The organism is Streptomyces sp. NPDC088354 (assembly GCF_044753585.1).
Lineage (GTDB): Bacteria > Actinomycetota > Actinomycetes > Streptomycetales > Streptomycetaceae > Actinacidiphila.
In genome coordinates this window covers 680,446-693,785 of record NZ_JBIVNJ010000001.1, presented here as the reverse complement: position 1 = coordinate 693,785, position 13,340 = coordinate 680,446, and the positions used below count along the sequence as shown (strand labels likewise).

Annotated in this window: 14 protein-coding genes and 1 tRNA gene; 7 read left to right on the top strand and 8 right to left on the bottom strand. The window is 68.3% G+C overall.

Annotated elements, in window-relative coordinates:
• Positions 1 to 329 (top strand): thiamine pyrophosphate-dependent enzyme (locus tag ACIP98_RS03275; protein ID WP_401973418.1); only part of this gene is annotated, 329 nt, incomplete at its 5' end.
• A gap of 302 nt (positions 330 to 631) precedes the next feature.
• Entirely contained in the window at positions 632 to 1,906 is a 1,275-nt protein-coding gene (locus ACIP98_RS03270; RefSeq protein ID WP_401973416.1) for an alpha/beta hydrolase, read from the top strand.
• Between the two features lie 250 nt (positions 1,907 to 2,156).
• On the opposite strand, the gene ACIP98_RS03265 is transcribed toward ACIP98_RS03270, so the two are convergent.
• Together ACIP98_RS03265 and ACIP98_RS03260 are read right to left on the bottom strand one after the other, a co-directional pair.
• Entirely contained in the window at positions 2,157 to 2,798 is a 642-nt protein-coding gene (locus tag ACIP98_RS03265; RefSeq protein WP_401973414.1) for a TetR/AcrR family transcriptional regulator C-terminal domain-containing protein, read from the bottom strand.
• A gap of 177 nt (positions 2,799 to 2,975) precedes the next feature.
• Complete coding sequence (locus tag ACIP98_RS03260) at positions 2,976 to 4,520, bottom strand: MFS transporter (protein ID WP_401973412.1); 1,545 nt, start codon at positions 4,518 to 4,520, stop codon at positions 2,976 to 2,978.
• Positions 4,521 to 5,284: 764 nt separating this feature from the next.
• Between ACIP98_RS03260 and ACIP98_RS03255 the strand changes: the two genes are divergently transcribed.
• From ACIP98_RS03255 to ACIP98_RS03245, 3 genes are all read left to right on the top strand, one after another.
• Positions 5,285 to 5,491: a hypothetical protein gene (locus tag ACIP98_RS03255; protein WP_401973411.1), complete on the top strand. Its 207-nt coding sequence runs from the start codon at positions 5,285 to 5,287 to the stop codon at positions 5,489 to 5,491.
• A 112-nt stretch (positions 5,492 to 5,603) separates the two neighbouring features.
• Entirely contained in the window at positions 5,604 to 6,086 is a 483-nt protein-coding gene (locus tag ACIP98_RS03250) for a hypothetical protein (protein ID WP_401973409.1), read from the top strand.
• Positions 6,087 to 6,464: 378 nt separating this feature from the next.
• Positions 6,465 to 7,028 (top strand): hypothetical protein, encoded by a 564-nt coding sequence (locus ACIP98_RS03245; protein ID WP_401973407.1) that lies wholly within the window; start codon positions 6,465 to 6,467, stop codon positions 7,026 to 7,028.
• Positions 7,029 to 7,218: 190 nt separating this feature from the next.
• On the opposite strand, the gene ACIP98_RS03240 is transcribed toward ACIP98_RS03245, so the two are convergent.
• Positions 7,219 to 7,590: a helix-turn-helix domain-containing protein gene (locus ACIP98_RS03240; protein ID WP_401973405.1), complete on the bottom strand. Its 372-nt coding sequence runs from the start codon at positions 7,588 to 7,590 to the stop codon at positions 7,219 to 7,221.
• On the opposite strand from ACIP98_RS03240, the gene ACIP98_RS03235 reads away from it, so the two are divergent.
• Positions 7,573 to 8,553 (top strand): hypothetical protein, encoded by a 981-nt coding sequence (locus tag ACIP98_RS03235; RefSeq protein ID WP_401973403.1) that lies wholly within the window; start codon positions 7,573 to 7,575, stop codon positions 8,551 to 8,553. The two genes, ACIP98_RS03240 and ACIP98_RS03235, sit on opposite strands and share 18 nt — an antisense overlap.
• Positions 8,550 to 10,319 (top strand): hypothetical protein, encoded by a 1,770-nt coding sequence (locus tag ACIP98_RS03230; RefSeq protein WP_401973401.1) that lies wholly within the window; start codon positions 8,550 to 8,552, stop codon positions 10,317 to 10,319. Before ACIP98_RS03235 ends, ACIP98_RS03230 begins: the two co-directional genes overlap by 4 nt.
• A gap of 253 nt (positions 10,320 to 10,572) precedes the next feature.
• On the opposite strand, the gene ACIP98_RS03225 is transcribed toward ACIP98_RS03230, so the two are convergent.
• From ACIP98_RS03225 to moaC, 5 genes are all read right to left on the bottom strand, one after another.
• A tRNA-Ala gene (locus ACIP98_RS03225) sits at positions 10,573 to 10,646 on the bottom strand.
• Positions 10,647 to 10,703: 57 nt separating this feature from the next.
• A complete protein-coding gene (locus tag ACIP98_RS03220; RefSeq protein WP_401973399.1) occupies positions 10,704 to 11,564 on the bottom strand; it encodes a hypothetical protein in 861 nt (286 codons plus the stop codon).
• Between the two features lie 140 nt (positions 11,565 to 11,704).
• A complete protein-coding gene (locus ACIP98_RS03215) occupies positions 11,705 to 12,325 on the bottom strand; it encodes a GNAT family protein (protein ID WP_319661820.1) in 621 nt (206 codons plus the stop codon).
• Positions 12,322 to 12,810, bottom strand: coding sequence for a molybdenum cofactor synthesis domain-containing protein (locus ACIP98_RS03210; protein ID WP_319661793.1), 489 nt, complete (start codon positions 12,808 to 12,810; stop codon positions 12,322 to 12,324). The genes ACIP98_RS03215 and ACIP98_RS03210 overlap by 4 nt, the downstream gene beginning before the upstream one ends.
• Positions 12,807 to 13,289 carry a cyclic pyranopterin monophosphate synthase MoaC gene (moaC, locus tag ACIP98_RS03205; protein ID WP_319661794.1) on the bottom strand — a complete coding sequence of 161 codons (483 nt, stop codon included), beginning with the start codon at positions 13,287 to 13,289 and terminating at the stop codon, positions 12,807 to 12,809. Before moaC ends, ACIP98_RS03210 begins: the two co-directional genes overlap by 4 nt.
• Positions 13,290 to 13,340 lie beyond the last annotated feature (51 nt).

Below are 13,340 nucleotides of genomic sequence, written 5' to 3'. Positions count from 1 at the left end.
GCCGCCCCGAGCGACCCGTCGTCGCCCTGATCGGGGACGGCGCGACGCAGTACACCACCTCCGCCCTGTGGAGTGCCGCCCGCTACCGGGTGCCGTTGACATACGTGGTCTGCACCAACCACCGATACCGGGCCCTGGAGGAATTCTCCGAGATCCTGCACGTCCCCAAGGGCGACTACCTCGACATCTCCGGGATCGACGTCCTGGACCTCGCCCGCGGCTACGGACTGGAGACGCACCGCGCGGAGTCCCTCGCGGACCTCACGGACTTCGTGCACCAGGGCATGACGTCCCAGGTCCCCCGCCTGGTCGAGATCCTCCAGCGCTGACCCGCGGTGCGCGAGCACTTCATGTGCGGCCTGAACGTCGACCTGACGGGCTGTCCGTCGCATCGCTCGTCGAGCCGAGCTTGGCCCGGCCAACTTACGAGGCACAAATTGTTCGAGCTCAGACGTGCCTGATACTCCCCGCGCCTGTCCGCCGACGTGGCAATGCGCGCCGGCTCTCTCGACGTCGGTGAACGGCCTTTGCTCGACGGGCGACACTCCGGTCCAAGCGCGTATAGCAGGATAAAACGACGGGAGAAGATGTCCTCTGAGACGAAGGTGGGGGTCGAACGAGAGGATCCGTCATGACCGCGCGCTCCACCGGACAGAACTGGGCACTCGACATCGCCATCGCCCAGGGCGGCTTCGACGCGCTGCACCCGGCCGCCAAGGGCACCATGGAACAGCTGGGTCACGATCACACCGACTTCGACAAGGTCTTCACGCAGGTCCGTAGCGGCGCGATGCTTCCCAAGGCTTGGGCCACCGTGGCCGCCCAGGCGGAGGAGCGCGCGACGCACCATGAGGCGGAGGGCTTCGCTCAGACGGCTGCGGATCTTTATCTGCGTGGGGCCGTGATGTGGGGGCGGGCCCAGTACTCCGTCTTCGACGCGGGAGACCCCCGCAAGACCGCGTTCCGTGACCGGTGCAATCACTGTGTGGCCCGTCTCTCCGAGCTGCGCGGCAACCGGGTGCGCCGGGTGGTCCTCGACTTCGAGGGCAAGCACATCTATGCCTTGCTCCACCTGCCCGCCGGCGAGGTACGAGGTGCGCCCACCGTAATCCTCGGCCCCGGAATGGACATGATCAAGGAGGACTACATTTACGCCGCCGAGCGGTACTACACCTCCCGCGGCGTGGTGGCCCTGTCCATCGAGGGGCCGGGCCAGGGCGAGTCGCGTGCGGGCGGTTTGGCGGTGGACCTGACCAACTACGAGCGGGCCATCGGTCGTTACATCGATTACCTGGCGGAGCTGCCTGAGGTCGACGCCCGGCGCATCGGCATGTTCGGGATCAGCATGAGCGGCTACTGGGGCATGCGTGCGGCGGCGACCGACTCCCGGCTCGCCGCCGTGGCAACTTTCGAGGCGGTCTCCGGTGACTTCGAGACGATCTTCGAACGGGCGCAGCCCAGCTTCAAGAACAACTACATGTACATGTCCGGCTACACCGACGAGGATCTCTTCGACGCGGAGTTGGCGCAGCGCATGCCCCTGGGCGCTCTTGTCTCGGACATCACGTGTCCACTGCTGATGGGGATCGGCGAGTTCGACGAACTCACCCAGTTGGAGCAGGCTCTCGCCACATATGAGCGGGTTCGGGCGCCCAAGGAGATGCGCGTCTACGAGAACGAGTTCCATCCACTGGGCGGTACCGCGGGAGAAGTCTTCCGCTTCGGGGCCGAATGGCTCGAGCGGGCGCTGGCGGGAGAGCTGAGTACCCCGGGCCGCGATGAGCGCTACTACGTCCACAATGACGGCCGCACCACGAAGGGATCCGCCCACCCGGCCTGGTGGCTGGGAACGACGCCTCGCCAGATCACCGACGCGGCGGCCTCCGGTTCCTCTCATTCCTCCTGACCGCGGAGTCGGTTCGCACCGCCGTGGATGTCCCCCGGGCCATGGGCGTTCATCAATGGCGGCGAGCCGGTTCGCCAGGTACGGGGACAGTCGCTTTTGACGACTTCGGGCAGCCCTTCAATACAAGGTGGCGGCATGAAAACGGGCGCGCACCTGGGTCGTCGACGCCCATGCCTGGACCACCGTTACGTCGGTGGTCCAGGCATGACCGTCGGGGGAACGTGTGCCCCTGCGAGCGAGTGGGGCAGGGTCAACTCGGCCGGTGCGGCCGCTGCGCCCCCTCGGCTGCCAGCCCGTCGAGGAAAACATTCAGGCCGCTGAAAAAGCGCTCGCCCGCGTCGACGGCGTACATGGCCCGCAGTGACGTATCGGGGTCTTCGCCTGCGCGGGCGGCCTCAGCCTCGGCCTCGGACAACATGGCCTCGAATGACTCATGCGGGATGCTGTCGCGAGCCTGCTCCTCGATGGTGTGGCCGAGCACGTAGTAGAAGAGCGCGAAAGCAAGCGTTGGTGCGCGCTCCGGGACGACGCCGGCGTCCAGCAGCGTGTCTGTGAGCGCCCGTCCGGTACGTAGGGTGTTCGGCTGCACCACAAACGTTCCCGCGACCAGTCGTGCGCCTTCGCGACGTGAGCACATGGCTTGGCGCAGCGCACCGGCCAGACCTGTCAGCCGTGCTCGCCATTCCAACGAGGGGTCGGGGGCGGCGATCCCGGACAGAATCTCCTCCGCCATGGCGTCCAGCAGTGCCTTCTTGTCGTCGAAGTGCCAGTACAGGGCGCCGACGTGCACGTCGAGCGCCGTGGCGAGTTTGCGCATGGTCAGCGCTTCCAGGCCCGCTTCGTCAAGCAGCTCAAGCGCCCTGCTGAGAACTATCGCGCGACTCAAACGCATGGTGCTGTTCCTTCTGAGAGCGGTGGTCCTGGAGTGTTCGGTGGTGCCGGACGGCTGGCGGCCACCGGTGCGTACGAGCGAACACACGAACCTCCGAAGGCCCACCCTAATGCTCGGTCGGTGAGGCACCGCCTGATGAGGTTCGGCCTGGGAGCCGGCTGGGTGGCGGCAAGCCGCTCACCGGCCCATCCAGACCGGTTCGCCTGCGGCCTCGGCCGTCGGCTGCTGCGGGACTCGGGATCGGCTACCCGTGCCCAAGAAGACCGTGGCCGCCACGGCGACCGCCGACACACCGGCCGCGACAAGGGAAACGGTGTGCATCGCACCGAGGAAGGACGGCCCGGCCGCTTGAAGGGCGGCGCGGTTACCCGTCGCCAGGGCGGAGGTCAGCGAGGAAGAGGCGGCCTCGCGCACACCTGCCGGGACATTGGCGAGCCGGACGTCCATGCCGCCCGCGAAGTGAGACCACAGGATCGATCCCAGGACCGCGACGCCCAGCGCGCTGCCCAACTGGCGCAGGGTGTTCAGCAGCGCGGATCCAGCGCCTGCTCGCTGCGGCGGCACGGAGGAGGAGGCCAGCGTCATTCCCGGAGACAGCACCAGCGCGAAACCGAACTGCAGCACAAAGGCTTCGAGCATGAACCAGGTGACGTTGGTATGCGCACCGAGACCGACCATGCCGACGAATGCGACAGCCATCAGGCCGAGCCCCATTGCCAGTGCGAACCGCGCGCCCATCCGCTGAGACAACCGCCGCGACAGCGGCGCGCCCAGTACGAGTCCCGCCGAGAGCGGAAGCAGCAGAAGCCCGGTCTGCAGCGGCGAGAAGCCCCGTTCCTCCTGGAGGTAGAAGGTGTCGACGTACAGGTAGCCGAAGACGACGAATGAGCCGAGGGTCAGCGCCGTCGCCGCGATGGTGAATGACGGGTGCCGGAAGAGGGCAATGTCGACCAAGGGCTCGTGATGACGGATCTCCGTGACGACCAGACCCAGCAGAACGACGATGCCCGCCATCAGGGGCACCAGGGTGCCGGCCGTGACCCATCCGCCCTCGTTGACGTGGATCACTCCGTAGACCAGCAGGGAGATTCCCGCGAGCGAGCCGGCCACCGGCTGAACGCGAAGATCACCCGAACCGCTTCCCGCGACCTCCGGGACCCAGAAGATCGTCGCCAGGAGTGCGAGCACGGCGAACGCGGCGACCAGTTCCAGGACCGAACCCCACCAGAGCCCTGCGCTGAGCATGACCCCGCCCAGCAGTGGACCGAGCGAGAGGGAGAGACCGGACGCCGCGGCCCAGATCGTGATCGCCCGGGCCCGGTTCTCCGCCGGGAAGATCCGGAGGATCGCCGCAAGACTGGTCGGCATGATGGTCGCCGCGGCAACGCCGGTCAGTGCGCGCATGACGATCACCCAGGCAACCGAGTCCAGGCACCCGGCGATCGCAGTGGTGAGCGCGAATCCTGCCGTCCCCCAGACCAGCAGACGCTTGAGCCCGAACCGGTCGCCCGCGTTCCCCGCGACCAGCAGAAAGCCCGCGAAGGTCAACGTGTACGCGTTCAGAATCCACTGCTGGCCCGTGGCCCCGGCACCGAGTGCCTTCTGCATCTGTGGAAGCGCCACATTGAGGATGGTGCTCCCCAGAAGAACCACGGCCACCGAGAGGGAGAGCGCCAGCAACGCCCTCCCGGGCCGGAAGGCAACCGACGTGGCGGTCGTCATCGCAACACCCCTCATCCCGAACTTGAACACCGTGCAACTTGAACACTGCTCAATTTACGGCGCAGATTTGTTCGAGTCAAACGCGAACCCTGAGGTCCGCAGGCAGATCGCGCCCGCACGATGAGGTACCGCAGGGCAATGGTGTCCTGGCCGCGCCCGCTGGCACGGGACGGCGCCCTCCCGATGCCCGGTTGATGCGGTTCTCGGTGCTCAAACCGTCGCAACATCGGCGGATGCCCCCGAAGCGCGCCAGCCCGCACTGCATCGGCCGCCACGGCAATGGACGGGACTCGGAGGATGTTCTGCTGAGCGGATCCCGCTGCTGCTTACCACCGAGCACGACCGGTCGAGCCAGCCTTCTACGGACAACCTCGGCCTGGCCCGACGCAATGGCCGCACGAAGCGTCGCACACCAGAATCGGCAGTCACTTGGCATATGGTATCGACCGCTCTCCCGGCTCAACCCAGTGGCTATTTGTCTAGCCGTGTTCGATGCTGCTCTCATGGATGTCCTTGCTCCTCGATTTCGCCGCATGGCCACCCTCGTCGCGATCGACACTGATGAGAGGGTGGCTCTTTTCCCGTGCCCTGATTCGGATCCGCCACATTGGGCCTTGCCGCAAAGTTCCCTCAGATCGACGGAGTCCTACGCGGAAGCCGCTGCTCGAGTGGCGGAACGCTACTTCGGAGGGCGAGCCGTGCGTTGGGGCTCCGTGATCGGGCGACGCTGGGCCCGTCCTCCGGACGGCACATCGGCCGTACGGGTGGAGGAGCACGTCTTCCTGGCGCGCATCGGCCCCCCAATGCTCTCTGCCCCATTCGCCACCGACCGCCCCGACCTGAAGGCTCGGTGGACGCCGCGTGCAGTACTTGACGATGTCCTTCGGGAACCGCACTCCGACCGCACCACCGATCTCGTCGACGGCTACCTCGATGGGTGGCTGCCGGCCGGACCGATCACGCTCTTCTGAGATCCGTCGAAGACCGTCGGCGGCGTCTGGCCAATTGCGGGCGATGACTCGTCTCCGACTGCTCCCATCGACGGACTCCCATATAGATCCCCCACAAGGAGCGGCTATGCCAGTGCACGCCATCGAGGTCACCTTGATTCGCCCAGCCCTCAAGAGAGAGCTCAGGGCTGCCCGACACAAATGCCCAATCCCGCTGGCGGTTTCGGCCGACCGGACCCGTCTGCTCACCGTGATCAGGACTGCGAACCGGCAGGTTGCTCTGAGCGGCGTCTGGGCCGCACTGGGCGACCTGCTGCCCATCGACACCTTGTCCACCGCATATCCTGGCAAGGACGGCATGCACTTGCTCAGTGTGCAAGTAAGCGACGAGGTCTACGCGAGGGTGCGAGATGCCGCTGCAGCCTCCGGGCAGGATCCGGATGAGTACGCGACTCGGGTCCTGCGTGACGGCATGTCCCGAGATCGAGCCGATGAGGCTGCGCGTCTGAACACGCTGCTGGACCGCTTGGTCGCCGAGTTCGGGCCCGAGCAGATTACTGCCGCCGCAGCTCGCCGGATCGCTCTGCAATCAGAGGCCGTCACAGCCAGCGGATAGCAAATGTCGGCACCCCTCAGGGACTTCAGTACGTTGATCGCACAGTCCAGGCACGAGCGTCTCGGCACCCGCCCCGGCGCTGCGGACGCAACCCCAGTCGAGCTACGCCGAGCCGGCTCGCATGGCCGACTGGTACATCCGCCCCAAGCACGCACAACGACAGGAGAGACCGACCCGTCAGGCTCGGTTCCAGGCAGTCCGGCAGTCGCAACCAAACCAGGCGCCTGGTCGGTTGCAACCGTCGCGTGCAGTCCAGAACCGACCGTGTCTGGCAAGCTCTGTTTTCCGTCGCCGGATTTCCTGGATCTTGGCCCGTCATACCCGACAAGTCCCCTACGCTTGCGCCTGGTTGATGTTGGCCATGACGCAGGAGGAAGCATGCCGATGGAATCAGGCGCGCATTCCGCCGTGCTGGACACCCTGACCTTGGTGCACGAGCAGATGAAGCAGCAGCACGAGGGCTGTTCCACTCTGCGATCGCAACTCGCCCAAGCCGAGGGGCGCCTGGCCCGTCTCGAGGCCCTCTACACGTCACTCATCGAGTCGCTGCCCGACCTGGGCGTCTCTCCGCAGCAACCACGCGAAGCGACTGAGGGCGAAACCGTCGAGGATCGGGACGCAGAGGCTGAGGACCTCACCCCAACAGACGATCCTCAGCCTGCCGTGACGGAAGTCGATAACGAGTCAGGCACGGCAACGCTTCCGGACCTGATCATGAACCTCATGGCAAGCGCGAACCGGCCCCTGCGCGTCCGTGACGTCCTGGAAGCCATCAACCGCCTGAGAGATCAGGGAAGAACCGACAAGTTGCGCAGCTCAAAGCGACCCACCGAAAACGTCCGAACGGCCCTGAATCGCCTCACGCGCAAGGGCCTTGTAGTCAAGGTCTCCCGCGGTGTCTACGAGATCGCTCGCGCCGACAACACCTCGGAGGCCGCCTGACGCAGACCACGCGCTCCTGGTCACTGCTTCAGGGGTGGTGCCGCCGGGTTGCCCCCCGGCGGCACCTCACGTGCCCCTGATCATGGTTCACGTACACCCGAGATTAGTGGAGAGCATCTCCGCTCGGGGACGCGTGGCCGATTTCACCCTGCCATTCCACCTGAGAATGTGCGGAAAGTAGGCATACGTGTCACTTCATGTCTCCAGCGACGGCCGACGCAGGGCTCGTCGCCCCGGGCCACAGCGGCATCCCGAGACCGTCCTCAAGGCGGCTGACGGTGACGACGTCGGGCCAACTGTCCCCCCGGAGCAGGTTCGCGATGACCTGCCGGTTGATCCCGCTCAGTTGCGCCAACTGCCTCAGGCTGAGGCCCTGACGCGCCATCTCGCGCTCCAGGGCCCGCGCGAGGGCCTGGACGACCCCCGCCTGCGGGTGCCCGGGCAGCGGCGCGTGGGGCCACAGGTCCGGGTCCACGGCAAAGTCCCTCGGGGCCGTGCTGCGGTGCGTGCCACCGGGCATCGAGATGCGCTCCTCCACGTCGACGTGCACTATGTCCAGCAATGCGGCTATTTGATTAGCCGCTATTCGTGGCATGTCGTGCTGGAGCCAGAGATGAGTCATGCGATCCTGCGGTACCGCCCGAAAGACGCACCGCCGGAGTGGGAGGCGGTTGCCGACGGCGTGCGGATGCTCGTCGCGACCGTGGCCGACCACGTTCCGTACCGGCTCACCACGGTCTTGCGTGTGGTGGCGATGCTCGCTGTCCATGCCGAGCGAGCGGGCGTGCCCCGCGACCCGGCTGTGTGGCTGGACCAATCGACCATCACCCACTGCCTGCTGACGGGCACGAAGCACGCTCCGAGCACGCTCCAGACCTACGCATCGCTGCTCAGCAGGGTCCGCGAGGTGCTGGTCTGGGTCGAGCGCGGCGAGCCGGCGCGGCCGCACCTGAGCGCCGACCGATCCCGCGCGCGGCCCTACAGCGCGAGCGCCCTCACCCGCCTGGCCGTGTGGGCGGACAACCTTCCGCCCACCCCCACCGGCCGTGGCAACGCCCGGGCGATGCTTGCTCTGGGTGCCGGCTGCGGCCTGTTCCCCGCAGAGATGCTCGCTGTGCGCGGGACGGACATTCACGTCCTGACCAGCGATGCGGTTGTCGTCCGCGTTCCTGGCAGCGACCGGCTGATCGTCTGCCGGTCGCTCTGGGAGGAGACCCTCGCCGAACTCGCCAGCACCGCGGGCCACCGGTACCTGTACGCCCCAGACCGCGAGGTGGAGCACCCGAAGAACGCGATCAGCAACTGGGTCGACAGAAACCGGCCTCGTGATCGCAAGGTCCCCGTCCCGGACATGAGACGCCTGCGCGCGACCTGGATCGTCTCCCTCCTCCGCGACCGAGTCCCTTCCGACCTCGTCGCCAAGGCCGCCGGCCTGCAGTCCGCCGCCTCTCTCGCTCCCTACCTGGCCTGGGTGCCAGAGATCTCCAAAGACGCCGCCGTTCGCCTGCTGCGGGGGTGGGCATGACGCACAAGCGTGAAGAGCGCAGGCCGGCGCCGTCACCGCATCCCTCCAAGCTCAACGACCGCCATGTGCGGCAGGTCCTCGACCTCGTCCGGGCCAGCGGCATTCTCGACGACCTCGCCCCGTTGGAGGCCGCCCGTCCTGGCCCTCGCGGTCTCCCCGCCGAAACCGTGCTGGTCGGCCTGATCCTCGCCGCTCGCGAGACACGCAGCACGAACATCGACGACGCCTGGGAGTGCATGCAGTTCCGTCTGCGCAAGCACTGGCTGCAGTACTTCGGGCTCAGACCGGTCGATGCGACGGACATCGATGCCACGCACGCCTCGGCGAAGCGCTTCTACGACGCGTGGTCCCGCATCACGACCCTGCTGGACCCGGCCCGGCACGACCGGCGGACCCGGATGGCCCGCCACGAAACAGAGCCGTACTGTCAGGCCTGGGCCCATCCGCGCAATCTCGATGCCTCGCACGCGCTTTCGCGCATCGCCAACCGGCTCGTCCTGGTGCCCGTCCGCATCGCCGTCGCCCGCGGTCTGATGAACGACTGGCGTGGCGATCTGTCGGTGGACACAACCGCGGTCCCTACCTGGGCCCGGCCGAGCACCCGGCGACACGCGTCGCTCGAAGTGACGGCCGGCCTGCACGTCTCCGGCGGCGGTGATGAGACCTTCGGCTACAGCGCCACGCTGTTGGTGGCGGGACATAGCGACCCGTCCACCTCCCGTCGCTACCCCCAACTGTGCATGGGCATGGCCATCCACGCGCCGAGCAAAGACATCGGTCCCCAAGCCGTCCGCCTGCTGCAGATCGTCCAGCGGCTCTGGCCCGTCAAGGGATTCATCGCCGGGGACCTCGCCTACTCCGATGCCAAGGTCGAGAACTTCCACGCCCCCGTACGCGCTCTCGGCTACAAGGTCGTCCTCGACTACAAGACCACCATGGTCAAGAAGGAGAAGGACGCCCCCGAGGGAACCATCGCCATCGCGGGCGACCTGCTGTGCCCCCACACACCGCAGCGGATCATCGACGCCTACCACCAGATGTCCGCCGCGAAGGGCAGCTCCCAGAGGGAGGAACTGCTGCCTCTCATCGTCCAGGCAGACCCCTACGTCCTGCCCCTGAAGCAGTCCGCAGACCACCGCGGGCTGGAACGCCGCCAGTGCCCCGCAGCAGGCACCAGCCCGCGCGTCACCTGCCCTTGGGCCCAGGAGCGCGACGCGGACGCCGACCGATCGCGGCGCCGCACACAGCCGCCACGCACGGCCCGCGCCGCGCACACCGTCGACCTGGACAATCCACGCGCCCGTCGCGCCCATCCCGGGGCACGCCCAACGGTCCGGCCGCCCAACAGCCCCAAGCACCAACGCCCCGCGATCTGCCAACAGTCCACGGTGACAGTGCCGGCCGACGTGATGCCCAAACTGCGCCAGGAACTCCCCTGGGGCCGCGCGCTCTGGCAACGCGCCTACCGCGGCCTGCGCAGCCACATCGAAGGGCTCAACGGCCGCGCCAAGAACGTCGACACGTTTCTGCACGCCCGCGAGAAGCGGCAGAGCCGCGGACGGGTCGCGCAGACCCTGCTGACCGCCGTCCAGCTCATGGTCGAGAACCTGAGGACCATCGAGTCGTTCCTCCGCGAGCGACGCCTGTGGAAGGCGGAGTACTACACGATCGGCGAGGTTCCCCAGACGCCCGATCCGTACGAGGCGAGGGACGTCCTCGAAGAGAGCGACATCCTCACCCCGCCGCCCGAGAACCCCGCCACGTAGACGTCCGGCAGGCACAAGCGAGGCCACACCGCCGCGCCGTGGGACCACCAGCACTCCGGTCCCACGGCCGCTTCGCCATGCCCGCGCGACCATCGCCGGCTCCGCTCGCCGTGCCCTCGGCACCGGACGGGGCTCCCCGAAGCGGTATCCGAGCCGTACCTAGCCTGAAATGCAGGAAATCCCATCCAGACAAGCGATCTGGATGGGATCTCGTGAACCGTTCCCGACCTAAGTCGTGAACGGCCCGTTGTTGTGGACCTGAGGGGATTCGAACCCCTGACCCCCTCGATGCGAACGAGGTGCGCTACCGGACTGCGCCACAGGCCCTTGCAACGAGGAAAACTCTAGCATCCCGGCGGGGGTGCTCCGCTCACCCCCGGCGGGTCACTCGTTGGCGGCGCGGGGGCGGTCGCGGTCGGAGTGCTGGTCGAAGAGGGGGGTGCGGCTGCGGTCGCGGGTGCGGCGGGGGGTGACGGGGGCCGTGGAGAAGGTGGGGCGGGGAGCCGGGACTTCCCAGGTGTCCTCGGTGGGGGTCCGCTGCTGGTCGACCCACTCGGCGTGATCGGTCTGCTCCACGAGGGCGCGGCGGTCGGCCGTGGCCGGCTCCTCGGGCGGGGGCAGCGGCGCGGGCTCGGCCACGTCGGGGGCCTCGGGGGCGTGCTCACGGACCGTGCGGGCGTCACGGAGACGCTTGGCGGCCTCCGCGGCGCGGCGCTGGTCGAGCTTGACCTCGAAGCGGCGGCGCTCCTGCGCCCGCAGGTGGGCGATGTAGATCGTGAGCAGCACCGCGGGGATGCCCGGGGCCCACAGGAAGGCGACACCGCCGACGGCGGCCACGATCATGCCGAAGGTGAAGCCGAGGAAGAGCAGCGTGGTGGTGCGGCGGCGCGCGGCGAGCACCTTGGCCCGCGGATTGGGCTTCTTGGTCTTCGACTGCGCCCCGGCCTGCGCCTGCGGCTGCGGCTTGGCCTGCAGCGGCTTGGGCTGGGCCGGCACCTCGGGCGCGGGCACGGCAAGGTCCCGGACGTCGACCGCGGGGTCTCCCTCGGTCTCCTCGTCCGGGTCCGCCGTTTTGGCGTACCTGCGCTCCAGCGCCGCGCGTCCGGACAGCAGCCGGATGGCGGTGCTGAAGCGTTCCGTCGGGCGCGCTTCGTTGAGCTCGTCCTGCCTACGGAGCCACATCGGCACCAAGTAGGCAGCCCAGGCCCCGACGATGACTGCGTAGATGAGGCCGCTGCTGCTCACGCATCACACGGTAGGGGGGTTCGCGACGGGGGATACGCAATTTGGCGCGGTGTGTCGCACGATCTGGCTGATACGCCGAAATTTTTTTCTGATTGCGTTCGTGCGAGAGTCGGATCGGCGACGTATTTCGAACAGATATTTTATTTGTGAGCTGTGCCGGGTCGCGCCTGATGCCAGCGGTGCAGCATTCCCTCCGGCACCTCCTCCGCCGTCAGCGCGAACACCAGATGATCGCGCCACGCCCCGTCGATATGCAGATAGCGGGGGCGCAGTCCTTCGTCGCGGAAGCCGAGTTTCTCCACCACGCGCCGGCTCGGCCGGTTCTCCGGCCGGATGCACACCTCGATGCGGTGCAGGCCGACCGCGCGGAAGCAGTGGTCCACCGCGAGGGCGACGGCGGTCGGCATCACGCCGCGCCCGGCGACCGCCTCGTCGACCCAGTAGCCGATGTGGGCGCTGCACATGGAGCCCCAGGTGATGCCGGCCACGGTGATCTGCCCGGCCAGCCGTCCCTGGTACTCGATGACGAACGGCATCATGCGGCCGGAGGCGGCCTCGTGGCGCAGGTGCCGGACCATCTGCCGGTAGGTGGGCCGCAGGGCGAGGTGGCCGGGCGGGGCGGGCGGCACGGTGGCCTCCCACGGCCGCAGCCAGTCGCGGTTGCGGCGGTTGACCTCGCGCCAGGCACGCTGGTCGCGCATCTTTATCGGGCGGAGGAGGACGTCCCCGTCCGCCAGCTCGGCCGGCCAGGACACGTTCAGCTCGGTCTCCCAGACATAGGGTGGTCGCCGCCGCGGAGCTGGTCGACGGCGTGCACCAGCAAGGGGGCCAGCACGGCCAGCCCGTCCTTGACACCGCCGGTGGATCCGGGAAGGTTCACCACCAGGGTGCGCCCGGCCACGCCGCACACGCCACGGGAGAGCGCCGCCGTGGGCACCTTCTCCCGGCCGGCGGCGCGGATGGCCTCGGCGACGCCGGGGATCTCGTAGTCCAGCACGTCGCGGGTCACCTCGGGGGTGCGGTCGGTGGGCGAGACGCCGGTGCCGCCGGTGGTGACGACGACGTCGTAGCCCTCCGCCACCGCCTGCCGCAGGGCGTGCCCGACGGGCTCGCCGTCCGGGACGACGCGCGGGCCGTCCACGGTGAAGCCCAGTTCCGCGAGCCCGGCGACGACGAGAGGGCCGCCCCGGTCCTCGTAGACCCCGGCGGCGGCGCGGTTGGACGCGGTGATCGCGAGCGCCTTCACGAGCTACGGCTCCAGTCCCCGGACTTGCCGCCGGTCTTCTCCTCGACCCGTACGTCCGTGATGACCGCGCCCTTGTCCACGGCCTTGACCATGTCGACCACGGTGAGCGCGGCGACGCTGACCGCGGTCAGGGCCTCCATCTCGACGCCCGTGCGGTCGGTGGTCCGCACGGTGGCGGTGATGTCGACGGAGGAGTCGCCCACGGCGAGGTCCACCTTCACCCCGGAGACCGCCAGCGGGTGGCAGAGCGGGATCAGGTCGGGGGTGCGCTTGGCGCCCATGATGCCAGCGATGCGCGCGGTGGCGAGGGCGTCGCCCTTGGGGACGCCCTCGCCCCGCAGCAGTTCGATGACGCGCGGCGAGACCCGGACCCGCCCGGTGGCGCGTGCCGTGCGGGTGGTGACGTCCTTCGCGGAGACGTCGACCATACGGGCCGCGCCCGCGTCGTCGACGTGCGTCAGGCGCTGCTGTTCTGTCATCGCTACGGACACTCCCACTGCTCGCGCGTGCTCGCGTGGGCAGTACGCTAC

Bases quoted from the DNA above. Each gene is read 5' to 3' on its own strand.
- ACIP98_RS03265 (WP_401973414.1), bottom strand. From the start codon at position 2,798: ATGCGTTTGAGTCGCGCGATAGTTCTCAGCAGGGCGCTTGAGCTGCTT.
- ACIP98_RS03245 (WP_401973407.1), top strand. From the start codon at position 6,465: ATGCCGATGGAATCAGGCGCGCATTCCGCCGTGCTGGACACCCTGACC.
- ACIP98_RS03260 (WP_401973412.1), bottom strand. From the start codon at position 4,520: ATGACGACCGCCACGTCGGTTGCCTTCCGGCCCGGGAGGGCGTTGCTG.
- ACIP98_RS03230 (WP_401973401.1), top strand. From the start codon at position 8,550: ATGACGCACAAGCGTGAAGAGCGCAGGCCGGCGCCGTCACCGCATCCC.
- moaC (WP_319661794.1), bottom strand. From the start codon at position 13,289: ATGACAGAACAGCAGCGCCTGACGCACGTCGACGACGCGGGCGCGGCC.
- ACIP98_RS03270 (WP_401973416.1), top strand. From the start codon at position 632: ATGACCGCGCGCTCCACCGGACAGAACTGGGCACTCGACATCGCCATC.